The following is a 22,617-nucleotide window of genomic DNA, read 5'->3' as shown; positions in this document are numbered from 1 at the left end:
CCGCACGGCCGGGGCCGGCCTGCCCGTGATGCCGCCGGGCCTAGACGGACGGATGAGAGGTCCACGACTCCCGCATCAGGCCGACCAGCTCGTCCGCGAGATCGGCGCGCTCGTAGGCCAGGTCGTGCCGCTCGCCCGGGTCGGAGGCCAGGTTGTAGAGCTCGACCTCCCAGTCGGAGTCGGGCGCCTCACGGTCGACGCCCGGCGCGAACCGCACCGCCTTCCACCTGCCCCGCCGTACGGCCTCGGCGACCCGCTTGCCGCGGCCGTGCTCGGCGGCATTGGCCCGGCGGGTGGTGTACCACTCCCGCCGGTACCAGTACAGGTAGTCGTGTCCCACCTTGCCGGAACCCGTGAGGGCGGGCAGCAGGGACCGGCTGTCGGTGTCGGCGGGCAGCGCCGAGCCCGTCAGGTCGGCGACGGTGGCGGGCAGGTCCCAGAGCGCGACCGGCTCGCCGACCGTCGTGCCGGGACGGGCGACGATCGACGGCGACCAGGCGATCAGCGGCACCCTGATGCCGCCTTCGTACAGGTTGCGCTTGTATCCCCTCAGGCCGCCACCGGCGCGGAAGAGATCGGGGTCGACGCCCTTCTCCTCGTGGGCGCCGTTGTCGGAGGCGAACAGCACCAGCGTGTGGTCGGCCACACCGCTCTCGTGCAGGGCAGCCATGATCGCCTTGACGTGGCGGTCGAGGCGGGTGATCTGGGCGGCGTGGCCGCGGTTGGCCTCGCTCCACGGGTGGTCGCGATATCGGCCCAGGTCGGGCACGGTGCTGGGGGCGTGCGGCAGGTTGGTGGCGAAGTAGAGGAGGAAGGGCGAGTTTCGTGCGGACCTGATGAACTCCACCGCCTGCTCGGCGAACAGGTCGGGCGCGTAGACCTTGTTCATCGGCACCCGCCGGGTGCCGCTCCACAGGTGGGCGGGCCAGTAGCGATGGGCCTTGCGGTGGGTCAGGTAGCCGTCGAACCGGTCGAAACCGCGCTGGAGGGGGTGGGACTCCTGTCCCGGCCTGTCGGGGCCGAAGCCCCACTTGCCGATGCAGGCCGTACGGTAACCGGCCGAGCGGGCCAGCTCCGCGAACGTGAGGTCGGTGAGCGACGACTGGGGCAGGCCGGGGGCCGGGTTCTCGCGGACCATGCCGTGGCCGGTGTGCCTGCCGGTCAGCATCGCCGCCCGCGAGGGCGCGCAGACGGGCGCGCCGCCGTAGGCGCTGGTGAAGCGCACCCCCTCGGCGGCCAGCCGGTCGAGGGACGGGGTGCGGACCGTCCGCTGGCCGTACGCGCCGAGCTGGCCGTGGCCGAGGTCGTCGGCCAGGATGATCACGATGTTCGGCCTGCGTAACGCGGACGCGGACACCGAGGCGGGTGTCGCGAGCGCGGTCGCCAGACCGCCGGTCGCACCGAGGAACGTGCGCCGTGAAAGGGGGTGGGTCAACGTACTCCTGTTCCCCGATGGGAAGTCTGGGGAGCCGCCCCGGCTACCCCATGGAGATCAGGATAGGGGCGGCGTAGCGCGCTCTGTCGCCCCCGGGCGCGTCGGCGCCGTGGACCATTGTGGGCAGCTCGTTCTCGCCGCCCGGCATGCCGTGGCCGGCGATCCAGGCGCGCAGGCCGGGGAAGCCGCCGAGCACGTCGAGACGCAGCGGGCGGTCGGCGCCCCGGGCGGCGGCCACGACCAGGTCACGCGCCACCTCCTCCGAGGGCGCGACCACCGGGCCGATCACGCGGTGGCTTCCGGCGTTCCAGGCGATCGCGAAACCGTCGTCGGCGACCACCGCCCGCTCGGCGATCGACAGCAGGTGGGTGAGGACGGCGCCACGGTCGGCGCCGGTGGTGCGGTGGTCGAGGCGCAGGATGCGCGCGTGGTCGTCGGGGGTGGCGGGGCGGGCCGACGGCGTGGGCAGGTCGGGGAGGGTGCCGTGGTGGACCGTGAGCGTGCCGGTGGGGCGGAAACCGAGGCGCTCGTAGACGGGGCGGCCGAAGCGGGTGGCGGTCAGCTCGACCGACCGCTTGCCCGCCTGCTCCAGGGCATGGCGCATCAGGGTGCTGCCCAGGCCCTGCCTGCCGTAGCGGTCGGCGACCAGCATCATGCCGACGGCGGTCAGGTCGTCGGCGTAGTGGGTGAGGACCACGCAGCCCGCCAGGCCGTCGCCGTCGTCGGCGTCGATGGCGTGGACCTCGCCACTGGCGAACATCAGCGCCCACTTGGCGGGGTCGGTGTCCCACCCGCGGTCCTCTTCGAGGCGCTTGCAGGCGAGGAGCTCGGACGGGTCGAGGCGGCGGATGGCAGTCACGGGACCCGAACATACGGCAGGACGGCGGGGCGGATGAAGAGGGGCGGGCCGCCTGTGGACAACGGGCACCAGGGCAGGCGGCCCTCACGGACAGGCGACCCGGGGCGGCCGGCCCCCAGGCGGGCCGCCCGTCATTCGTGGGTGCTCAGCCCAGGTTGAGGAGTCCCGCGCTGACCACGCCGCGGCCGAAGGGGCGGGCGAGTTCCGCCAGCCGCGCGCACCCGTCCTCCCCGAGCGCCGCGTAGGCGGGCAGTGCCAGCGCGTCGGTGCGGGCCTCGATGTGCTGCCGCAGGGCGGCGCCCTCGGTGCTCAGCCCGTCGCCGTCGAGCAGCCCTCGCGAGCGCAGCCGCTCCTCGGCGGCCGCCCACTCCTCCTCCGGCCAGGCCCGGCTGATCTTGAGGAAGGCGGTCGGCACGTCGCCGCTGGCCGCGTGGAGCACCAGCGCCTCCAGCCCGCCGACGCCCTCGGCCAGCAGCATGGCGACGTGCCCGTCACCCCGGAACTCCCGCAGCAGGGTCTGGGCGTGCCACAGCCGTTCGATCGGCTCGTCGGGCCAGGGCAGCGCGGCGTGGGCGGCGAACAGCGGCCGTCCCTGGGGGTGCTCGCAGGCCGCGAGTGCCGCCCGTCTGGCCAGGTCCAGGGTCTCGTCGAGCCCCGGCAGCTCGTGGAGTCCCGCCCGGCGCAGCGCGGCGCCCGCGGCCTCGACCCGGGCGGCCAGCATCTGCTCGGGGGTGACCACCTCCCAGGCCTGCGGCAGCGCCTGCCGTACGAGGTCGGGGCAGAAGTTGTAGAACGTGGCGATGACCAGGTCGGCCGAGGCGCGTCCGAAGGCGGCGCCGCGCGAGGCGAAGTAGCCCGCCATGCCCTTCAGCCCGAGCTCGGCCCAGCGCAGGCCGGCTTCGGGGACGAAGTAGATCATGCCGTGTACGGGTTCCAGGCGTCGCCAGGCCTGTCGTGCTGACTCCATGAGACCGAACATAGTTCTGGTCCTGGGCCGTGTGCAAGCCAGGCCCAGGGGTCACATCACTGTCTCTGGACATTACGCTTACCCGATCTCATGCTGGCGTGAGTGAGCAACGGCGTGGGGATCCTCCTGGACGGCGGCAACGATCGGGGCGCGATGCGCGTGGGCACGGCGGTCGTGCGCAGACCCGGACCCTGGACCCCGGCGGTCCACGCGTTGTTGCGGCACCTGGAACGCAAACGGTTCCCCGGAGCGCCCCGCGTGCTGGGCTTCGACGGCGAGGGCCGCGAGCAGCTCACCTTCCTCGACGGCGAGACCATGGGCAGCCGCCAGGTGTGGCCGGAGTGGACGCGCACCGACGACATCCTGCGCCAGGTGGCGTGGTGGCTGCGCGACTACCATCTCGCGGTGCGCGACTTCGTTCCGCCCGGCGACGCCTTCTGGCGCTGCGGCGACCAGTGGTCGCCCGGGCTGATCATCGGCCACAACGACGCGAGCCCGTACAACGCCGCCTGGGACGAAGGGCGGCTGACCGGCTTCTTCGACTGGGACTTCGCCGGACCCGCCACCGTCTTCTCCGACCTGGCCTGGACCGCCATGTGCTGGGTGCCCATGCACGCCAGGCACGTGGCCGCGGGCGAGGGCTTCGACGACTTCGCGGGCCGGCCCCGCCGCCTGCGCCTGTTCCTGCGGGAGTACGGCTACCGCGGCCGGCCGGAGGCGATCGTGCAGGAGGTGCGCGCCCGCATGCTGGCCAGGGCGGAGATCATCCGCCAGCGCGCCGCCACAGGGGAGGACCTGTTCGTCCGCCTCCTCGACTGCGGCGTCGCGGGCGACATGGCGTTGGCCGCCCGCGAGCTGGAGGACTTCTTCTAGAGCCCGTACTCCTCCAGCAGCCGCAGCCACACCTCGCTCACCGTGGGGAAGGCGGGAACGGCGTGCCACAGCACCTCGAGCGGCACCTCGGCCGTCACCGCGATCGTGGCGGCGTGCAGCAGCTCCGCCACGCCGGGACCGGCGAACGTGACGCCGAGCAGCACCTTGCGCCGCTCGTCGACGATCGCCTTGGCCCTGCCCGTGTAGCCGTCGCCCAGCAGATAGGCGCCGGAGACGTTGCCGAGGTCGTACTCGACCACGCGGATGTCGAAGCCCTCGGCGCGCGCGGCCTCCTCGGTGCGGCCGACCGAGCAGATCTGCGGGTCGGTGAAGACCACCTGCGGGACCGGGGCGGTGGCCCGCAGCGCCGGTCCGTCGTCCGGCTCGCCCTTCGCGCGGGCGACGATGACGTCACCGCACACCCTGGCCTGGTACTTGCCCATGTGGGTGAGCAGGCTGCGGCCGTTGACGTCGCCCACGGCGTACAGCCAGTCGCTGCCCTTGACCCGCATGCTGTCGTCGACCTCGGCGCTGTCGACGCCCAGGCCTTCGAGAGCGGGGTGACGGCCGGTCGCGACGAGGATCTCGTCGGCCTCGATCGTGCCGCCGCCGGCCAGGTGCGCCACGACGTGCTCCGCCGTACGCTCGACCCGTTCCGCGGAGGCGCCGAAACGCACGTCGATGCCGGCCGAGCGCAGCGACTCCGCCAGGAGCTCGCCCGCGAACGGCTCGACGCGGCCCAGCAGCCGGTCGTCGCGCACCAGCATGGTGACCTCGCTCGCGCCCAGGAAGTGCAGCGCCTGGGCCATCTCGCAGGCGACCACGCCGCCGCCGATCACGACCAGACGGCGCGGCACCTGCTTGACGGTGGTCGCCTCGCGGCTGCCCCAGGGGCGCGCCTCGGCCAGGCCGGGCACCGGCGGGACGACGGGGACGCTGCCGGTCGCCACGACGACGGCGTGACGGGCGGTGAGCCTGGTGACCCGGCCGTCCTGGCCCGTCACCTCCACGACCTTGGGTTCGACGACCGTGCCGCGACCGCGGACGAACTCGGCGGGCAGCTTGGTGATCCACTCGACCTGGCCGGAGTCGTCGAGGTGGGAGACCGCCTCGTCGCGGCGCGCCAGGACGGCGGCGACGTCGACGGGCTCGGTCGCGGGCAGGCCGGGCACCCGGCCGACCTCGTCGGCCAGCTCCATCGGGCGCAGCAGGGCCTTGCTGGGGATGCAGGCGTAGTAGGAGCACTCGCCGCCCGCCAGGTGGTCCTCGACGACCGCGCAGGTGAGGCCGCCTCGCACCACCCGGCCGGCGACGTTCTCGCCCGCCGGGCCCGCGCCGATCACAATCACGTCTACGTCCACGTCAGCCTCCCCGGTTCTTCCCTCAGAGCGACTCTAACGGCCGAGCCACGCCTGAAGGGCGGCCGGGTGGGCGGGGTAGGCGGGCGGGGTGGGCGGGCGGAGGGTGTGGCCCGGGGCCGGCGGGTGGCCAGGCACCAGGCGCGGGTGCCTGGTGCCTAGCCCGCACCCTCCCCGTACAGCGCGGCGATGTCCTTGGAGTCCGCCCACCCGCTGTACGTCGGCGACTTGGGCCAGCCCTCGGGCGAGTCCTGCCACTCCTCCTGCCGCCCGTAGGGCAGCAGGTCGATGAGCGGGAAGGAGTGGCTGAGCTGCTCCGTCCCCCTCCCGTTGGTGTGCCACGTCCGGTAGACGTCGTCGCCGTCGCGCAGGAACACGTTGACCGCGAACCCGGCGTCCGGCGGTGCGTCGACGTCGGCGCCGAAGGGGCTGTTCGCGGTGGAGTACCACGTCATGCGGTTCCCCACCCGCCGCTTGTAGGCGAGTGCCTCGTCGATCGGCCCCTGGGTGACGATGACGAACCGCGCGTCGTAGTTGTCGAGGAACTCCAGCCGCGTGTACTGCGAGGTGAACCCGGTGCATCCCGGGCACTGCCACTCCTTGCCCGGGAACCACATGTGGTTGTAGACGATCAGCTGCCGCCTGCCCTCGAAGACGTCGGCCAGCTTGACGGGCCCCTTCTCGCCTTCGAGGACGTAGTCGGGCATCCGCACCATCGGCAGGCGGCGGCGCTGGGCGGCGATGGCGTCGAGTTCCCTGGTCGCGGCCTTCTCGCGGACGCGCAGGGCGTCGAGCTCGCGCTGCCAGGTGCCGGCGTCGACGACGGGCGGGAGTGCGTTGGCGCTCATGGTTCCTCACTGATGAGTTGGCGATGGCCGTACTCTGATGCAGACCGGACCGGAGCGCGAAACTCATCGCGTCACGTCAAGGTACTTCCCACGAGGCTGCCGATGCCGAAGGTGACGGCCGCCGCGAACGCTCCGAGGAGGAGCTGGCGCAGCGCTCCGGTCCACCAGGGCCGCGCGGTGAGCCTGGCGACCACGCCGCCCAGCACGAGCAGCCCGATCACGCTGATCACCGCGGCGGCGATCAGGCCGGACGCGCCGAGCAGGAACGGCAGGACGGGTACGGCGGCGCCGACCGAGAAGGCGGCGAACGACGACAGCGCGGCCACGTACGGCGAGGGCAGGTCGTCGGGGTCGACGCCGAGTTCCTCGCGGACGTGCACCCGCCACGCCAGTTCGGGTTGGGCGGTGATCTGCCTGGCGACCTTCTCGGAGGTCTCCGCGTCGACTCCGCGGGTGCGGTAGAGCGCGGTCAGCTCGGCCAGCTCGCCCTCGGGGTTGCGGATCAGCTCGGCCTTCTCCACCTCGATCTCGGCGCGCGTCAGTTCGGTCTGGGAGGCGACGGAGGTGTATTCGCCCACGGCCATCGAGCAGGCTCCGGCGACGAGTCCTGCCAGGCCTGTCACGATCACCACGGTCGGCGACGCCCCGCCTCCGACGACGCCGCTGATGAGGGCGAAGTTGGAGACGAGGCCGTCCATGGCGCCGAACACGGCGGGGCGGAGCCAGCCGCCGGTCACGTCTCGATGGTGGTGGTGCCATTCGCTCATAGTTTTATGACACTATGTCGATTAAAGCATGATCCGCAACGAAGGAAAGGCTTCCCAAAGCAGGTCAGAGGCGCTTCAAGAGCGCCTGCTTCGCCGCCGAGAACTCCTCCTCGGTGAGCACGCCCGCCTTGTGCAGCTCGCCCAGCTCGGCCAGGCGGCGCAGCAGGGCGTCCTGGTCGGCCTCCGACGGCGCCGCCGGCAGCTCGGCCGACGGCCGGCTCAGCATGGGCAGCACCGCCGCCGCCACCAGCACGGTCGTGCCGCCGAACCGCTGCACGCCCCACGAGACGCAATGCAGGTCCTTGTCGGGCCGCTTGGGCGGGCCCTCGTCCTTCAGCCGGAAGCGCAGGCTGCCGTAGCCCACGCCCGACAGCGGCTTCCACTCGACCCCGACCACGTCGGCCAGCCGGAACTCCTGGTTGCCCGCCGCCTCCTTGCCGGAGGCGGCCAGCCAGGTCCACTCCAGCCTGATCCGCTCGCCGTCGAAGCTGACCGTGGCGTCGCCCGCGGTCGCGGAGACGGGCACGTCAGGCGCGGGCAGCAACCAGCTCTCGCACGGCCCGGCCGGCACCTGGTAGACCTGCAGCAGGTCGCGCAGCTCGTCGGCGAAGTACTCCGCCGCGCCGACCCGGTCCTTGGGCACCGTCAGCCGGTAGGGGTCGGCGGGAGCGGCCAGCCCTCCGGCGGAGGCGTCGTAGACGGGATCGGCGCCCTTGCGCAGCCGCAGCCGCAGGTGGCCGCCCTTGCGCCCGGCCTCGAAGGAGGCACCGGCGATCGCCTCCAGCGGGATCGCGCGGTCGCCGAGCGCCCTGCGGATCTCGTGCACCTTGGAGTCGCTCCCCGGCACGATCCGCAGGATCTCCCCGTTGAAGGTCCACGCGCCGTCCGTGCCGGTGATCTCCGCCATGCCCTAATTATCGGGGACGTCGACGTCGGCGCGGTAAGTCCCGACCGGCAATCCCGTCATCCGCAGCGGCGCGAACCCTTCGGGCAGCGCCGGGTCGATCTCGACGCCCGGAGGCGCCGGCTCCATCCGCAGGAGCGACCTGAGCAGCTGGATCGGGGCGGCGGCCGCCCACGCCTGGGGCGAGCACGAGGTGGGATAGGGCACCGGCACCCCGAACTCCTCGCGGTCGAAGCCGCAGAACAGCTCGGGCAGCCGGCCGTCGAACGCCTCGGCCGCCTCCAGCAGCCCGACGGCCACCCGCTGGGCCTCCGCGGCGAAGCCGTACCTCATGAGACCCGCCGCGACGAGGGCGTTGTCGTGCGGCCAGATCGAGCCGTTGTGGTAGCTCATCGGGTTGTAGGCGCCCATGCCCGAGGCCAGGGTGCGCACCCCGTAGCCGCTGAACATCGCGGGGGAGAGCAGGTGCTCGGCCACTGAGGGGGCACGCTCACGCGAGACAATCCCCGTCCACAGGCAGTGGCCCATGTTTGAGGCCAGCGAGTCGACCGGACGCCCGTCGCGGTCCAGGGCGACGGCGTAGTAACCGCGCTCGGGCAGCCAGAAGCGTTCCTCGAAGGCGGTGCGGATCTGCTCGGCACGCTCGTTCCACTCCGACGCGTCGCCGAACCGCGCCCGCGCCCGGTAGGCGGCGTAGACGTAGCCCTGCACCTCTGCCAGCGCGATCGGCGGCCGGGCGAGGGCGCCGTCCGCGTGGTTGAGCCCGTCGTGGGAGTCCTTCCAGCCCTGGTTGGCCAGGCCCTGGTCGGTGCGGCGGCGGTACGACAGGAACGGGTCGGCGTGCTTGACGATCCACTCCAGCGCCCGGTCGGCGGCGGGCAGGAACTCCTCGACCGGCACACCCCAGCGGGCCAACTCGCCGACGAGCATGACGAACAGTGGCGTGGCGTCGACCGAGCCGTAGTAGGCCCCCGAGTTGCCGCCCAGTGACAACACACCATGACGCAGCTCGTGCAGGATCTTTCCGGGCTCTTCCTCGGTGAGCGGGTCGTCCTCCACGCCCTGCAACTCGGCCAGCCGGCGCAACGTGGCCACGGCGAGCGACTGGTCCAGCGGCAACGTCATCCACGAGGTCAGCAGCGAGTCGCGGCCGAAGAGGGTCATGAACCAGGGCGCGCCCGCGGCGATCGAGCCGTCGGTCAGGCGCAGAGCTCCGATGTCGTCCACCGAGCGCCTCAGCGTGCGCGCGAGCACCGGGTGCGGTGTGATCACGACCGGGCTGAGCCTGGCCCAGTCGGCCCGCCGCACCGAGGGGGGAGCCTGCTCGACCGGTTGGTGCGCGGCGAACCAGGCGCTGGTCTCCTCGCCTCCCACGATCGGGTTGACCTGCAGGGTGACCTCCCAGCTGGACCGGGCGGGGATGGCGACACGGAAGGTCAGCAGACCCGGTACGGCCAGCACCGGCCCCTCGCAGACCACGCGTGTGCCACGGGCGCGGCTGGCGGCGAAGATGCGGATCCCGTCGCCGGTGGCCGCTGTCTCGACGTCGGCCACATGGGTGACCGGGCCCGCGCCCTTGACCTCGAACAGGTCGGCCATGTCCGAGCCGACGTGCACGCTGACCAGGCAGCCGACCGGCTCATCCGACAGGTTGCGCAGGGCCAGGTCCTCGCGGAGCCCACCGCCCACGTACCTGTCGCGCACCACGAGCACCGTACTCTCGGCCATGCCCGGCCTGGGACTGCTGCGCCCCAGGAAGGTGGCGTGGTACGGCTCGTCCTCGACGACCCGCAGCGGCTCGACGGGCGCGTCGTCGACGCGCAGTTCCCATCGGGAGATCAGCCGGGTGTCGGCGTGGAAGACTCCCTGGGCGGCACCCGGGACGATGTCGCCGTTGCGTTCCGAGACCGCGAAGGAGTCCCCTTCCACCAACGTCACGAACGTAGACACTTTTCGAGCTCCCTCGGGTAGTGGGCGGAAATGCAATCACTACCCCCGCTCCGTGTGGCGATACTCGCACCGCCCTGGTACGAACTGCCCCCCGACGGCTACGGCGGCATCGAGGCCATGGTCACCGACCTGGCGGGTGAGCTGGTACGGCTCGGCCACCACGTCACTCTGATCGGCGCCGGAGAGGCGGACACGCCCGCCCGCTTCGAGGCGACCTATCCGCGGGCGCCCTCCGAACGGATCGGCGAGCCGATGCCCGAGGTGCTGCACGCCGCCACCGCCGCACAACTGATCGCCGACCTCCGCCCCGACATCGTCCACGACAACACCCTCGCGGGGCCGCTCACCGCGGAGGGCCGCGAGGCGCCGACGCTCCTGACCGTGCACGGGCCGACCGAGGGCGAGCTGGGTGAGTACTACCGGGGCCTGGGCGAGAGCGTCAGCCTGGCGGCCATCTCCCACGCCCAGCGTGCCCGCATGCCGGAGCTGAACTGGGCGGGAGTCGTCCACAACGGCATCCACGTCGACACCTTCCCGCTGGCGGACAAGAAGGAGGACTGGGTGCTCTGGCTGGGCCGCTTCAGCCCGGAGAAGGGCGCCCACCAGGCGGTCGAGGCGGCCAGGCGGGCCGGCAGGAAGATCGTGCTGGCCGGGAAGCTGACCGAGCAGTTCGAGCGCGACTACTTCGAGCAGGAGGTCGAGCCGCTGCTGGGTGATGGCGCCGAGTACATCGGTGAGGCCGACGCGGAACGTAAGCGCGACCTGCTCGCCCGCGCCCGCTGCCTGCTCTTCCCGATCCAGTGGGAGGAGCCGTTCGGCCTGGTCATGGTGGAGGCGATGGCCTGCGGCACGCCCGTGGTGACGCTGCGCAGGGGCGCGGCGCCCGAGGTCGTGGAGGACGGGGTGACGGGGTTCGTGCTGGAGTCGGAGGACGGGCTGGCCGAGGCCGTGGAGGCGGCGGGCGGGCTCGATCCGCGGGCGTGCCGGGAACGGGTGGAGAGCCTGTTCAGCGTTCCGGCGATGGCCCGCGGCTACGAGCAGCTCTACCGCGAGGTCATCGGCTGACGTCGCCCGCGCCGGGCTCCAGCAGGGCCAGGTCGGCCCGGCGCGGCAGGCTCTCCCAGTCTCCCTGCGAGGTGACCGCGAACGCCCCGGCGGCGCATGCCGTACGCAGCCGCCGGTCGGCGTCGCCGCCGGCCATCCACTCGGCCAGCCAGCCCGCCGCGAAGGCGTCGCCCGCGCCGACCGGGTCGACCTCGGTCACCCTGTACGGCTCGGCGAAGCGGGTGACGCCTCCCGAGCGCTCCAGCGCGCCCTTGGCGCCGAACTTCAGCACCACGTGCGGCACCGGCAGCTTCTCCGGCTCGTCGGTGATCAGCGCGGCCTCCTCCTCGGTGGCGAAGATCACGTCGACCTGGTCGACGATCCCGCGCAGCCACTCACCGGCCTGCGAAGGCGACCACAGCTTGCGCCGGTAGTTCACGTCGAGCGAGACCATCACGCCCGCCGACCGGGCGAGCGCGACGGCGTGCCGTACGGCTTCGCGCGCGCTCGGCGACAGCGCCGGGGTGATCGCCGAGACGTGCAGCACCTTCGCGGAGCGGATGAGCTCGGCGTCGAGGTCGCCGGGCCCGATCCGCGAGCCCGCGCTGCCGGAGCGGTAGTAGCGCACGTCGATGAGGTCGGCGGTGCGGCGCCCCTTGATCATCAGCCCGGTCGGCGCTTCCTCGTCGGGGATGGCGACCGTCTCGACACCCTCGCCGAGCAGGGTCGTCCTGACCAGGTCGCCGAACTCGTCGGCGCCGACGCGCCCGATCCAGGTCGCCCGGCCGCCCAGCCGGGTCACGCCGATGGCCACGTTCGACTCCGCGCCGCCCACGCCCAGATCGAAATCGCGGGCGAAGCGCAGCGGGCCGGTGCGGCGGGCGACGAACAACGCCATGGTCTCGCCGAAGGTAAGGAGCATGATCAGGCCTTTGAGGGTCCGAGGGTGGTGATGATCTCGTGCTCGTCGCCCGGCGCGAGGAACGCCAGGAGCTCTGCCGCCTCGACCATAGCGGCCTGGAGATCGTCGTCGGCGAACGGCTCCCACTGATGGATGGTGAGCGTCGCCTTCCCCTTGGCCTGGTCGAGGGTCCAGTCGCCCGCGGTGAACCCGTCGACCAGGATCAGCCGCCACATCACGTTCGCCTTCACGAACGCGGCCGAGACCTCCAGGGCCTTGGGCGTGATGAAGCGGGTGCGGTCGGCGTGGGAGAGGAACAGGTTGTCGAAGTCGTACATGAGCCGGACCGGCACCGGCGTCTCGGGGTCGGGCAGGGAAGCGTCGGGCAGGTCGTAGAGGTCGCCGTGACGCTTGAGGTCCATCGTGGCGACGACCTCGCGCAGCCGGGTCAGCCCCGACCACGTCTGCACGTCCTTGACAGTCGCGGGGCCGAAGGCGGCCAGGTAGCGGCGGATCAGCTCGGCGGGGGTCATGGGCTCCACCTCGCGCCCGATCCACGACTCGGCGCTGGTGTGCGCGATCGGGCCGCTCCTGCCCCACACGCCGCGCGGCGGCACCTGGACCAGCGGCACCAGCCAGCGCACGTGCTGGCTCAGGGCGTGCGGGTCGGCGGACGGCCAGTGTCCGGCCAGCGCCCTGCCGAGCTCGGCGAAGGTCATCGGGCGTTCCTCCACCAGCGCCCTGCCCACCGCCTCCAGCTCGGCCAGGTCGACGCCGGCGACCTTCTTGCCGAACGTGGTGCGCGTCATGCGCCCGGTCGGCGGCTCGAGCAGCGGCCTCATCGCCAGGCAGTCGTCGGCGGTGACCAGGTGGATGGTGCTGCGCTGCAACGCGATGCGGACGACCTGCCGCTGCTCCAGCAGCCGCGCGGCCTCCTCGGCGCGGAATCCCTCGATGCGGTTCCACAGGCCCGTGTACCAGGTGTGCGGGGTCTGCGCCTGCAGCCCGGCCAGGTGCTCGACCATCTCGAGCGGCGAGAGGGCGGAGCGGCGGACGAGGTGCTGTCGCTCGAGGGTGGCGCGGTTGAGGGCGCGGATGTCCATGGCGAGCACCTTACGCACACTGGTCGGAGATGTAATCCGCCTCCGGGATCCACTGCCGCCACTCGGTGGGGCTGAGCGCGCCGCCCGCCCGGGCGCACACGGCTCGTACGGCCAGCCCCGGGTCCACCGGCGCCTCCTGGACGGTGCCGTCGGGCAGCAGCCCGCGCAGCCGCTTGCCGTCGGGGCTGAAGGCCAGCTCCCTGGAGTTCTGCCCGAGGGGCACCCGGCCCAGCTCGCGCAGGGTGGCCACCTCCCACAGGCGCACGTTCGCGCCGTTGACCGCCAGCAGCGAGCCGTCGGGGGAGTAGCGCACCGTGCCCATGCCCGCCTGCCCGACGGCGACCGTTCCGAGCTTCTCGCGCCTGCCCAGGTCCCACAGCCGGATGCTGCCGTCGTCGAGGGCGTAGGCGAGCGAGCGCCCGTCGGGCGAGAAGGCGATCGAGCTCGGCGACATGCGCCGCACCCCTGCCTCGTCGCGGCTGATCCGGCCGGTGGCCAGGTCGATGAGGTCCGCGCCCGCGGCCAGCGTGCGCCCGTCGGGGGAGAAGGCCAGTACCAGTGCCTCGACGTCGTCGACCGACCGGGTGCGCTCGCCGGTGCGCACGTCCCACACCTGCACGTCGTTCGCGCCTCCCGCGGCCAGCAGCCGGCCGTCGGGCGACAACGCGATGGCCTGGCGGTCGGGCCCGGCCTTGAGCGAGGCGATCCTGGTGCGGGTGGAGACCTGCCACACGGTGACGGGGTCGCCGGAGATCGCCATGACGCCGCCGTCGGCGTCGACCGCCGGGGCGCCCCTGGCCTCGATGCGCCCCAGCGACGTGCGCTGCTCGACGTCGGTCAGCTCGACGGCGGTGCCGGTCTCGGCGGCGGCCACGGTGCCGTCGGCCGAGAGCGTGGCGACGTTGCTGTCGTGGACGGGAGTCTTGGGGTCGGGCCGGTCGACCGAGCCGGACACGTCGAGCGAGACCACCCCGCCGTCGCCGCGCAGGTAGCGCAGTTCGCGCCCGTCGGCCGAGAAGGTGAGCCCCTGCGGCGCCTCCGCCGGGTAGGTCGCCAGCAGGTGGCCGTCGGCCAGCCGCCACAGATCGACCCCCTCGCGTCCGTCGATCGCCAGGAATCTGGCGTCGGGACTGAAGGCCGGGGCCACGAGTGCCGTCGCCGCGATCGCCTCGTAGGCGGCCTTGCCGGAGGCGGTGTCGACCAGCGTGGTGCCCTGGCTGCCGACCAGGGCGAGCTTGCTCCCGTCGGCGCTGAAGACGGCGGGGGGCGCGCCCGCGTCCTCGGTGACGGGCGGGTCGACCTTGCCGGAGAAGACCTTCTTGAGCCGGGGCAGTTGCCACAGCTCCACACGTCCCGCGTGGTCGGCGACGCACGCCCAGCGGCCGTCGCGGGAGACGGTCAGCTCGCGGTCGGTCAGGTCGAGCAGCTCGCGGCCGTCGATCGAGTAGAGGCGCAGCCTGTTCAGCTCCCACACCCCGGCCAGCGTGCCGTTGCCGTACAGGGAGACGTTGGTGCCCGGCGGCAGGTCGGCGCTGACCTGGCGGCCGCTGGCCAGGTCGAAGACGCGGGTGCTGCGGTCGCGCACCCCGGCCAGGCGGGCGCCGTCGTCGCTCAGCTCGGAGGTGACCGTCAGCCCGGCCGGGACGGTGGAGGCGCCGGTGCGCCCGCCGGTGCGCACGTCCCAGCGGGTGATCTGGTCGCCGCTCCACTTCAGCAGGCTCTCGCCGTCGGCCGCCAGCCGGTGCCTGGACGAGCCCGCCTCGGGGACGGTGAGGACCGACAGCTCGGGCTGGGCCAGCGAACGCTGCAGGGCGCTGCGGGCCTCGAAGACCGGCGACATCTTCCACGCGGCCACGCTCAGCCGCATCGCGGCTCTCGGGTCGGTGCCGCGCAGCCCGTCGGCGCGCGCGGCCACCGCGCGGGCGTTGGCCTCGGTCAGCCGGTCGTTGATCTGGTCGCGCTGCTGGACGGCCACGACCGAGGCGCCCACCGAGACGGCCAGCAGCACGGCCATGGCGGCGGTCACCAGGCCGCGCGCCCGCCGTCGCCGCCTGGCCTGGCCGGAGGCGGCGCGCAGGAAGTCGCTCTCCAGCCGGTTGGGCGCCAGGTGGCGGCGGCCGGTGGCGGCCCAGCCGAGCGCCTCGTCCAGGGCGGAGCCGTGCAGCAGGTCGCCCTTGCGCCGGGAGCGCGCCTCCCATCGCCGGGCGGCGGAGCGCAGTGTGCGATGCGTGTCGAGGCCCGCACGGTCGTCGTCGATCCAGGCACGCAGCCTCGGCCAGGCGTGGAACAGGGCGGCGGCGGCCGGGGCCACCGAGTCGTCGCTCACGGCGACCAGGCGGCCGGTCTCGGTGTCGACGGGAGGCACCGGGATGCTGCGCCGTACGACCAGCCCCGCGCTCGAGAGCCGGGAGACCAGGTCGGGGTCGTCGACCTCGGCGAGCGGGACGGGACCGTCGAGCATGCGTAGCAGGAGCCCGGGCAGCGCCTCCTGGCGGCCCGGCGGCAGGCTCTGGTAGAGCTCCTCGGCGATCTGGCCCAGCGACTTGGCGCCGGGCGGGCCCGCCAGGTCGGCAAAGTCCTCGGAGGCGGCCCCATCGGGGGTCTGTTCCCCGGCCGGAGCCCCGTCGAGGAGGCCGAGCAGGAGCTCGGCCGCCTCCGGCCGCTGCGACGGCTCCTTGGCCAGGGCGCGGGCGACCAGGCCGCGCACCGGCTCGTCGAGCGCGCTCAGGTCGGGGTCGAGGGTGAGCACCCGGTGCATCACTCCGCCCAGGCTCTCGGCCTGGAAGGGGTCGCAGCCGGTGGCGGCGTACAGGACCACGCCGCCCCAGGCGAAGACATCGGCCTTGGCGGTGGCCCTGGCGCCGGTGAAGACCTCGGGCGCCATGTAGGTCGGGGTGCCCGCCACGAAGCCGGTGGAGGAGGTCTGCCCCGAGCCCGCCACGCCGAAGTCGATCACCCGGGGCCCGTCGGGGCCGAGCAGGACGTTCTCGGGCTTGAAGTCGCGGTGCACCACGCCCGCCCGGTGGACCGCGGTGAGCGCGGTCGCCAGCGCCGCCGCCAGGCGGGTGAGCGCGTCGCCGCGGTAGGGCCCGTCGCGCTCGACGGCCTGGCGCAGGTTGGGGCCGTCGACGAACTCGCTGACCAGATAGGGCCGCGGGCCGTCGAGCCGCACGTCGACCACGCGTGCGGTGCAGAAGGAGGCCACCTGGCGGGTGGCCCTGACCTCCTTGGCGACCTGCTCGGGCACGCCGGTGTGGAGGACCTTGATCGCGTAGCGCGCGCCCTGCTCGTCGTAGGCCTCGTAGACGATGCCCTGCCCGCCCGTGCCGAGCCGTCTCGCCGGCCAGTAGCCGTCAAGACGCTCCGGGTCGCCGGGTAGCAAGCGCATCGTCACTGCAGCTTAGATGCCCGGCGAACCGGATTGGTTCTGTCCGGTTCGCCGGTCAGGCCCCGTGATCCGGGCGCAGGACGGCCATCCTGATCTCGTCATGGAAGCTTCCCTCCCACAGCAGGGCGTCGCGCGAGACGCCCTCGCGCCGGAAGCCGCACTTCTCGTAGACGTGCACCGCGCGCTCGTTGAAGGCATACACGCCCAGGCTGATCCGGTGCAGCGGGGTGGTGGCGAAAGCGTGGTCGAGGACCAGGCGGATCGCCTCGCTGCCGTAGCCTCGGCCCGGCCTGACGAGCGCGATGCGCAGGTTGCACGACAGGTTGTCGTCGTCGAGCTCGTTGAGGACGATCTCGCCCACGTACCTCCCACCGGCCATGATCGCCAGGTCCAGCCGGTCGGCGTGGTCCTTGCGCGTCGAATACCACCGCAGCCCCGCCTCGGCGTCGGGGACCTGGCCGTGCGAGCCGGTCAGCCGCTTGACCTCGGGATCGTGGACCAGCTCCGCCAGGCCGTCGGCGTGCTCGGGACCGACGGGGACGAGCGTCACGAGCTCGCCGATCAGGGTGGGTTTCTTCGCGAACATGCCGTCTAGAGTGCCAGGATCCGTGCCACCACCTCTTCCGGTTTGTTCTCCGCCACGTCCACCCGCACGTCGGCGATCTCGCGGAAGTACGGCTCCCGCCTGGCCCGCATCGCCGCGGGGTCGAAGAGCGGACGGTGGGTGCCGCTCTTCATCCTGGCCTTGAGCACCTCGTCGGGGGCGTCGAGCCAGACGACCAGGGCGCCCTTCAGCGCCTGCCGTACCTCGGGGTTCTCCACCACGCTGGCGGCGGCGGCGATCACCTGGGGGGTGCGCAGCGCCTCGAGCACGTGCCGGGACTCCAGGGCGTGCAGGTTCCCGACGTCCTGCGCGGCGAGCTCGGCCGCGCTGGCGCCGCAGTGCTCGCGCAGCCACGGATCACTGTCGCTCATGGGCAGGTCAAGGGCCTGGGCCAGGAGGAGGGCGACGGTGGTCTTGCCCGAGCCCATCAGGCCGATCACAACGACGGGTTTGTTTTTCGACATGGGGATAGAAGTTCCTCGGTGCTAAGGAGGTAATCCGATGACGATCGCCGGAAGTATCGTCCTCATCATGCTCGGCGCGATCCTCACTTGGGCCGTCGAGTTCGATCTGGCCGGTCTTGACATCAACATCGTCGGCGTCATTCTCATGATCGGCGGAATCGCGATGTTGCTCTTCGGGCTGTACCGAGTACGGGTGACCCGGGAGATCGTGCACCCGGCCAGCCCTGAGCGCGCTCGCGAGACGGTCTACGAGGAACGCCGTTACGTCGACCCCGAGGTGTGACAGGAACGAAAGGCCCCCTCCCCCGGGGGCCTTTCCCTATGGCTACAGCTCCTTGACGACCGCGACGATGGCGTCGCGGTCGATGCCCGCGTCGGCGAGCTGTTCGGCGGGCTCGGCCGAGCCCGGCAGGTTCCGTACGGCCAGCCTGACCACCCTGGGACCCAGGTCGCTGACGGCCTCCTGGACGGCGTCGCCCAGCCCGCCCTCCGGACGGTGGTCCTCGACGGTGACGAGCGTGCCGGTGGTGGCCGCCGCCTCGCGCAGGGCCGCCTCGTCCACGGGCTTGACGGAGTACAGGTCGATGACGCCGACCGCGACGCCCTCGTCGGCGAGCCGGTCGGCCGCCGCCAGCGCCTCGTGGACGGTCACCCCGGCGGCGACGATCGTGGCTCGGTCCTCGGGCGAGCGCCGCAGCACCCGCGAACCGCCGATGGCGAAGTTCTCACCCGGCGGGTAGATCACCGGGGTGTCGCCGCGCGTGGTGCGCAGGTAGCACACGCCCTTGGCGGAGGCCAGCTCCGCGACCAGCGCCGCCGTCTGGTTGGCGTCGCAGGGGTAGAGCACCGTGCTGCCGTACACGGCGCGCATCATGGCCAGATCCTCCAGTCCCATCTGGGAAGGTCCGTCCTCGCCGATCGCCACGCCCGCGTGCGAGCCCACCAGCCGGATGTCGCTGCCGCTCACCCCGGCCATGCGGATGAAGTCGTGCGCCCTGGTCAGGAAGGCGGCGAAGGTCGCGGCGAACGGCGCCCAGCCGCGGGTCTGCAACCCCATCGCCGCGGCCACCATCTGCTGCTCGGCGATGTAGCACTCGAAGAAACGCTCGGGGAAGGCCTTGGCGAACTCCTCGGCCTTGGTCGAGTCGGCCACCTCGCCGTCGAGGGCGACGACCTGGCCCATGGCCGCGCCGACGGCCGTGAGCGCCTCGCCGTACGCGCTCCTGGTCGCCGCCTGGCCGCCCAGCTCGAACTCGGGCAGCTTCAGCGAACCGCCCTCGAAGCTGCGCGGGCCGCGCCCGTCGCCAGGCCTGGCCACCGTCACGGTGACGTCCCTGGGGCCGCCGAGCTCGGAGATGGCCCGTTCGGCGTCCTTGACCGGCTTGCCGTGCTTGCCCTCGCGGTTCTCCACCTCGTTGACGCCCTCGCCCTTGCGGGTCCTGGCCAGGATGACCGTGGGCCTGCGCCGGGTGTTGCCGGCGTCCGAGTAGGCGAAGTCGATCTCGCCGGGGTCGTGACCGTCGATCTCGATGGTGTGCCAGCCGAAGGCCCCGAACCTGCGGGCGTAGGCGCCGGTGTCCCAGCCGTGCCTGGTCGGGCCACGCTGCCCGAGGCGGTTGACGTCGACGATCAGCGTCACGTTCGCCAGCCCCTCCTGGCCCGCGTGCTCGACCGCCTCCCAGATCGAGCCCTCCGCGAGCTCGCTGTCGCCGCACAGGACCCACACCCTGTACGGCAGGCGTTCCAGCCGCCCGGCCAGCGCCACCCCGACGCCCACCGGCAGCCCCTGCCCGAGCGAGCCTGTCGCCACGTCCACCCACGGCAGCCTGGGTGTCGGATGCCCTTCCATCCTGCTGCCGCGTTTGCGGAAGGTGAGCAGTTCGTCGTCCGAGATCGCGCCGGCGGCCTTGTAGAGGGAGTACAGCAGCGGCGACGCGTGCCCCTTGGAGAAGATCAGATGGTCGTTGAGCGGCGCGTCCGGCTGGTCGAAGTCGTATTTCAGGTGGCGCGCGAACAGCACGGTCATCAGGTCGGCGGCCGACATCGACGACGTCGGGTGGCCAGAACCGGCCGCCGTCGAGCAGCGGATCGAGTCCACCCGCAACTGGGCGGCCAGGTCGCAGAGGAACTGGATGTCTCGTTCTGGCATGGGGCCTCCTAACGCCTCATCGGAGGCCTACCCCCAGCTCAGCCCTTAACCGCTCCGCCCAGCCCCGACACCAGCCTGCGCTGCACGGCCACGAAGAAGACGAGCACCGGCAGCGTCATCAGGGTGGAGGCGGCCATGATGCCGCCCCAGTCGTTCTCGTCGGGCTTGAAGAAGACCAGCAGGGCCGCGGGCAGGGTCTGGCTGTCCTTGGCCGAGATGATGAAGGTGCGGGCGAAGACGAAGTCGTTCCAGGCGGTGATGAAGGAGAACACGCTGGTGGCCACCAGGCCCGGCGCCACCAGCGGGAACAGGATGCGCCACAACACCGTCGCCCGGCTCGCGCCGTCGATCATCGCGGCCTCCTCCAGCGACTCCGGCACCGCGGCGACGAAGCCGCGCATCATCCAGATCGCGAACGGCAGCGTGAAGGCGAGGTGCACCAGCACCAGCGAGGCCAGCGTGTTGAGCAGGCCCAGGTCGCGCACGACGAAGAACATCGGGATGGTCAGCGCCTCGATGGGCACCATCTGGGCGACCAGGAACATGATCAGGATCGTGGTGCGCAGCCGGAAGGTGAAGCGGGTGACGGCGACGGCGGCCAGGAACGCCACGAGCCCGGAGAGGATCACCACCGAGCCCGCCACGAGCACGCTGTTGAGGAAGTAGCGGCCGAAGTTCTCGCCGGTCAGCACCCTGGTGAAGTTCTCGAGCGTGGGGTGGAGTGTCCACGGGCGCACCTCCAGCGACTGGATCTCGCCGTCGGGCTTGAGCGCCGACAGGACCATCCAGTAGATGGGGAAGGCGGTGAGCACGGCCACGACCACCGCGATGGTGCTCGCCGCGCGGGAGGGCCTCACAGTCGTTCCCCCGATCGGTACAGCGCCCTGATGTAGAAGAGGGTGACGACAAGCAGGATCAGCGTCATCACCACGCCGATCGCCGAGCCCAGGCCGTATTCGGAGGAGCCGAAGGCGCTCTGGTAGGCGTAGACGTTGAGCACGGTGTTCTGCCCGGCGATGCCGCCGCCGTTCGTCATCACGTAGATCTGGGTGAAGATCTTGAAGTCCCAGATGATCGACTGGATCACGACGATGGTGACCAGCGGCCGCAACATCGGCAGCACGACGCGGCGGAAGGTGTTCCACTGCCCGGCGCCGTCGAGCGCCGCCGCCTCGAAGATCTCGCGGGGGATCGCCTGCATGCCCGCGTAGAGGGTCACCATGACGAACGGGAAGGAGTGCCACACCACCGTCGCCCCGACCACGCCGAAGGTCACCCACCGGTCGTAGAACCAGTTGTAGCCCTCGACGCCGAGCACCTGGTTGACCAGGCCAAGGTCGGTGTCGAACAGGAACATCCACACCGTCGAGCCGGTCATCGCCGGGGCCGCCCACGCCGCCGTCGCGGCCAGGCCCAGCAGCAGGCGCGGCAGCCGGCCCGCCCTGGACATCACCACGGCGAGGAAGGCGCCCACCGCGAGCGTCGCGACGACCAGCGCCGCCGCGAAGCCCACGGTCTGGGCGAGCACCTGCCAGAACCGCTCGTCGGACAGGAGCCTGGCGTAGTTGCCCAGGCCCACGAAGGTCGTCGGCTGCCCGCCGCTGACCTGGGCCTGCCGGTAGTCGAAGACCGACAGCAGGCCCAGCATGTACATCGGATAGCCGAACAGCGGCAGCAGCACCGCCGCGGCGGGCAGCAGATACAGCCAGGGCCTCACGAGCCGCCTCATGAGCCGCCGAAGGCTCCCTTGACCGCCGCGGCCGCCTCGGTGGTGGCCACCTCGACCGTCGCCTGCCCGGTGGCGACCTTCTGCAGCAGGGTCGGGATGACCTTCTGGTTGTCGATCTTCACCCAGGCCGGGTCGATCGGGACGAACCTCGTGCCCGACGTCACCGTCTCCAGGAACGGCTTGAGGAAGGGCTCCTTGGCCGCCAGCTCGTCGCGCGCGGAGGTGAGCGTCGGCAGGTTGCCCATCGCCTCGAACATCTTGATCTGGTACGGCTTGCCGCCCAGGAGCCGGACGAACTCCTTGGCCAGGCTGGAGTGCTTGGCGTTCTTCAGCACGCCCAGGTTGTTGCCGCCGGAGAAGGCCGGGGCGACCGAGCCGGGAGAGACGCCGGGCAGCGGCACCACCGCGTACTTGCCCGCCGCGGCGCCCGCGTCGACGGCCGAGCGGCTGAAGTTGCCCAGGATGCCCATGGCGGCCTTGCCGCTGGCGAACAGCTCGACGGTCTTGCCGCCGGTGAGCGAGGCGCAGGCCTGGGGCGGGCAGACCTCGTCGGTGAGCAGGCCCGTGTAGGCGGTCACGCCCTTGCGCGCGCCCTCGGAGTCGAGCGAGGTGATGTCGCCGCCGTGCGCCCAGACGAAGGGCAGGGCGCCGAAGGTGTACTCGCCGCCGACCGCTATGCCGTACAGGTCGGGCTTCTTCTGGCGGATCGTGCGCGCGGTGGTCGCGAGCTCCTCCAGCGACGCGGGCGGCTTGAGCCCCAGCTCGGTGAAGACGTCGGTGCGGTAGAACAGGGCGCGGATGCCGATGAACCAGGGCAGGCCGTAGGCCTTGCCGTCGACGGTGGCCGACTTCACCAGGTCGGGGGAGAGGTCGAGGCCCGACAGGTCGAGCTCGGAGAAGCCGCCCGCGGCGGCGTACTCCGCCAGGTCGGTGTTGCCGTACTCCGCCACGTCGGGGGAGCTGGCCGGGTCGTTGAAGGCGCCCTTGAACTTCTCGTGCCGGGCGGGAGTGGTCGGGATGTAGGTCACCTGGATCTTGACGTCCGGGTGCTTGGCGGTGAACTCGGCGATCGCCTCGCCGACCACCTTCTCCTTGGGTGCGCGGTTGGGCTCGTCGTAGAGCCACACCTGGAGGGTGCCGGTGCGTTCGTCACCGCCGCCCGTCGTGGGGGCGGTGCTCGGCGCGCAGGCCGTGACCAGGGCGGCCGCGAGTAACGCGGCTGTATAGGAAAGAAACTTCACTATTGCCTCCTGACCGGCACCGTAGGAAAACGG

At 72.1% G+C, this 22,617-nt stretch carries 20 protein-coding genes; 3 read left to right on the top strand and 17 right to left on the bottom strand.

Features of this window, described 5'->3' with window-relative positions; translation table 11 throughout:
* Positions 1 to 40: 40 nt before the first annotated feature.
* The 3 genes from HNR30_RS26110 to HNR30_RS26100 all read right to left on the bottom strand — a co-directional run bounded on the left by HNR30_RS26110 (position 41) and on the right by HNR30_RS26100 (position 3,261).
* On the bottom strand, positions 41 to 1,435 hold the full coding sequence (locus HNR30_RS26110) for an arylsulfatase (RefSeq protein ID WP_181612639.1): 1,395 nt from the start codon (positions 1,433 to 1,435) through the stop codon (positions 41 to 43).
* A 43-nt stretch (positions 1,436 to 1,478) separates the two neighbouring features.
* The gene (locus HNR30_RS26105) at positions 1,479 to 2,294 is read right to left on the bottom strand and encodes a GNAT family N-acetyltransferase (RefSeq protein WP_181612638.1); all 816 of its coding nucleotides are present in this window, start codon (positions 2,292 to 2,294) and stop codon (positions 1,479 to 1,481) included.
* A gap of 145 nt (positions 2,295 to 2,439) precedes the next feature.
* Positions 2,440 to 3,261: an SCO6745 family protein gene (locus HNR30_RS26100; RefSeq protein WP_181612637.1), complete on the bottom strand. Its 822-nt coding sequence runs from the start codon at positions 3,259 to 3,261 to the stop codon at positions 2,440 to 2,442.
* Positions 3,262 to 3,363: 102 nt separating this feature from the next.
* Between HNR30_RS26100 and HNR30_RS26095 the strand changes: the two genes are divergently transcribed.
* Entirely contained in the window at positions 3,364 to 4,134 is a 771-nt protein-coding gene (locus HNR30_RS26095; RefSeq protein WP_220133991.1) for a phosphotransferase, read from the top strand.
* Here HNR30_RS26095 and HNR30_RS50290 read toward each other — a convergent pair.
* The 5 genes from HNR30_RS50290 to HNR30_RS26070 form a co-directional block, all read right to left on the bottom strand.
* A complete protein-coding gene (locus HNR30_RS50290) occupies positions 4,131 to 5,495 on the bottom strand; it encodes a dihydrolipoyl dehydrogenase family protein (RefSeq protein WP_312894652.1) in 1,365 nt (454 codons plus the stop codon). The genes HNR30_RS26095 and HNR30_RS50290 overlap by 4 nt on opposite strands.
* Before the next feature lie 155 nt (positions 5,496 to 5,650).
* Positions 5,651 to 6,340 carry a DUF899 domain-containing protein gene (locus HNR30_RS26085; protein ID WP_181612636.1) on the bottom strand — a complete coding sequence of 230 codons (690 nt, stop codon included), beginning with the start codon at positions 6,338 to 6,340 and terminating at the stop codon, positions 5,651 to 5,653.
* A 71-nt stretch (positions 6,341 to 6,411) separates the two neighbouring features.
* Positions 6,412 to 7,107: a VIT1/CCC1 transporter family protein gene (locus HNR30_RS26080; protein ID WP_181612635.1), complete on the bottom strand. Its 696-nt coding sequence runs from the start codon at positions 7,105 to 7,107 to the stop codon at positions 6,412 to 6,414.
* A gap of 64 nt (positions 7,108 to 7,171) precedes the next feature.
* Entirely contained in the window at positions 7,172 to 8,014 is an 843-nt protein-coding gene (locus HNR30_RS26075; protein ID WP_181612634.1) for a DUF4429 domain-containing protein, read from the bottom strand.
* Between the two features lie 3 nt (positions 8,015 to 8,017).
* Complete coding sequence (locus tag HNR30_RS26070; protein WP_312894651.1) at positions 8,018 to 9,961, bottom strand: amylo-alpha-1,6-glucosidase; 1,944 nt, start codon at positions 9,959 to 9,961, stop codon at positions 8,018 to 8,020.
* Positions 9,962 to 10,015: 54 nt separating this feature from the next.
* Here HNR30_RS26070 and HNR30_RS26065 point away from each other — a divergent pair, with 54 nt between their 5' ends.
* Positions 10,016 to 11,026 carry a glycosyltransferase family 4 protein gene (locus HNR30_RS26065; protein WP_312894650.1) on the top strand — a complete coding sequence of 337 codons (1,011 nt, stop codon included), beginning with the start codon at positions 10,016 to 10,018 and terminating at the stop codon, positions 11,024 to 11,026.
* Here HNR30_RS26065 and HNR30_RS26060 read toward each other — a convergent pair.
* From HNR30_RS26060 to HNR30_RS26040, 5 genes are read right to left on the bottom strand one after another with little or no spacing between them, the layout of a single operon-like run.
* Positions 11,016 to 11,927, bottom strand: a complete 912-nt coding sequence (locus tag HNR30_RS26060; protein WP_181612631.1) for a sugar kinase — start codon at positions 11,925 to 11,927, stop codon at positions 11,016 to 11,018. The genes HNR30_RS26065 and HNR30_RS26060 overlap by 11 nt on opposite strands.
* Before the next feature lie 2 nt (positions 11,928 to 11,929).
* Positions 11,930 to 13,009 carry a winged helix DNA-binding domain-containing protein gene (locus HNR30_RS26055; RefSeq protein WP_181612630.1) on the bottom strand — a complete coding sequence of 360 codons (1,080 nt, stop codon included), beginning with the start codon at positions 13,007 to 13,009 and terminating at the stop codon, positions 11,930 to 11,932.
* A 10-nt stretch (positions 13,010 to 13,019) separates the two neighbouring features.
* Positions 13,020 to 16,397: a protein kinase domain-containing protein gene (locus HNR30_RS49465; protein ID WP_181612629.1), complete on the bottom strand. Its 3,378-nt coding sequence runs from the start codon at positions 16,395 to 16,397 to the stop codon at positions 13,020 to 13,022.
* A 55-nt stretch (positions 16,398 to 16,452) separates the two neighbouring features.
* Positions 16,453 to 16,983, bottom strand: coding sequence for a GNAT family N-acetyltransferase (locus HNR30_RS26045; RefSeq protein ID WP_181612628.1), 531 nt, complete (start codon positions 16,981 to 16,983; stop codon positions 16,453 to 16,455).
* Positions 16,984 to 16,988: 5 nt separating this feature from the next.
* Positions 16,989 to 17,465, bottom strand: coding sequence for a shikimate kinase (locus HNR30_RS26040; protein ID WP_220133990.1), 477 nt, complete (start codon positions 17,463 to 17,465; stop codon positions 16,989 to 16,991).
* Between the two features lie 37 nt (positions 17,466 to 17,502).
* Between HNR30_RS26040 and HNR30_RS26035 the strand changes: the two genes are divergently transcribed.
* Positions 17,503 to 17,748, top strand: a complete 246-nt coding sequence (locus tag HNR30_RS26035; protein ID WP_181612627.1) for a hypothetical protein — start codon at positions 17,503 to 17,505, stop codon at positions 17,746 to 17,748.
* 42 nt (positions 17,749 to 17,790) lie between these two features.
* On the opposite strand, the gene HNR30_RS26030 is transcribed toward HNR30_RS26035, so the two are convergent.
* From HNR30_RS26030 to HNR30_RS26015, 4 genes are read right to left on the bottom strand one after another with little or no spacing between them, the layout of a single operon-like run.
* Positions 17,791 to 19,614: a transketolase gene (locus HNR30_RS26030; protein ID WP_181612626.1), complete on the bottom strand. Its 1,824-nt coding sequence runs from the start codon at positions 19,612 to 19,614 to the stop codon at positions 17,791 to 17,793.
* Between the two features lie 38 nt (positions 19,615 to 19,652).
* Entirely contained in the window at positions 19,653 to 20,471 is an 819-nt protein-coding gene (locus HNR30_RS26025) for a carbohydrate ABC transporter permease (RefSeq protein ID WP_312894648.1), read from the bottom strand.
* Entirely contained in the window at positions 20,468 to 21,343 is an 876-nt protein-coding gene (locus HNR30_RS26020; protein ID WP_181612625.1) for a carbohydrate ABC transporter permease, read from the bottom strand. The genes HNR30_RS26025 and HNR30_RS26020 overlap by 4 nt, the downstream gene beginning before the upstream one ends.
* Positions 21,340 to 22,584, bottom strand: a complete 1,245-nt coding sequence (locus HNR30_RS26015) for an extracellular solute-binding protein (RefSeq protein ID WP_181612624.1) — start codon at positions 22,582 to 22,584, stop codon at positions 21,340 to 21,342. The genes HNR30_RS26020 and HNR30_RS26015 overlap by 4 nt, the downstream gene beginning before the upstream one ends.
* Between the last annotated feature and the right edge of the window lie 33 nt (positions 22,585 to 22,617).

Source organism: Nonomuraea soli (genome assembly GCF_013761175.1).
In the GTDB taxonomy this organism is placed as follows: Bacteria; Actinomycetota; Actinomycetes; order Streptosporangiales; family Streptosporangiaceae; genus Nonomuraea; species Nonomuraea soli.
The sequence above is the reverse complement of the archived record's forward strand: the minus strand, read 5'-3'. Positions and strand labels throughout refer to the sequence as shown.

What these genes read in the sequence shown, in the direction of transcription:
- HNR30_RS49465 (WP_181612629.1), bottom strand. Translation starts at nt 16,397, where the DNA reads ATGCGCTTGCTACCCGGCGACCCGGAGCGTCTTGACGGCTACTGGCCG.
- HNR30_RS26075 (WP_181612634.1), bottom strand. Translation starts at nt 8,014, where the DNA reads ATGGCGGAGATCACCGGCACGGACGGCGCGTGGACCTTCAACGGGGAG.
- HNR30_RS26080 (WP_181612635.1), bottom strand. Translation starts at nt 7,107, where the DNA reads ATGAGCGAATGGCACCACCACCATCGAGACGTGACCGGCGGCTGGCTC.
- HNR30_RS26055 (WP_181612630.1), bottom strand. Translation starts at nt 13,009, where the DNA reads ATGGACATCCGCGCCCTCAACCGCGCCACCCTCGAGCGACAGCACCTC.
- HNR30_RS26030 (WP_181612626.1), bottom strand. Translation starts at nt 19,614, where the DNA reads ATGCCAGAACGAGACATCCAGTTCCTCTGCGACCTGGCCGCCCAGTTG.
- HNR30_RS26040 (WP_220133990.1), bottom strand. Translation starts at nt 17,465, where the DNA reads ATGTCGAAAAACAAACCCGTCGTTGTGATCGGCCTGATGGGCTCGGGC.
- HNR30_RS26060 (WP_181612631.1), bottom strand. Translation starts at nt 11,927, where the DNA reads ATGCTCCTTACCTTCGGCGAGACCATGGCGTTGTTCGTCGCCCGCCGC.
- HNR30_RS26035 (WP_181612627.1), top strand. Translation starts at nt 17,503, where the DNA reads ATGACGATCGCCGGAAGTATCGTCCTCATCATGCTCGGCGCGATCCTC.
- HNR30_RS26085 (WP_181612636.1), bottom strand. Translation starts at nt 6,340, where the DNA reads ATGAGCGCCAACGCACTCCCGCCCGTCGTCGACGCCGGCACCTGGCAG.
- HNR30_RS26045 (WP_181612628.1), bottom strand. Translation starts at nt 16,983, where the DNA reads ATGTTCGCGAAGAAACCCACCCTGATCGGCGAGCTCGTGACGCTCGTC.
- HNR30_RS26100 (WP_181612637.1), bottom strand. Translation starts at nt 3,261, where the DNA reads ATGGAGTCAGCACGACAGGCCTGGCGACGCCTGGAACCCGTACACGGC.
- HNR30_RS26020 (WP_181612625.1), bottom strand. Translation starts at nt 21,343, where the DNA reads ATGAGGCGGCTCGTGAGGCCCTGGCTGTATCTGCTGCCCGCCGCGGCG.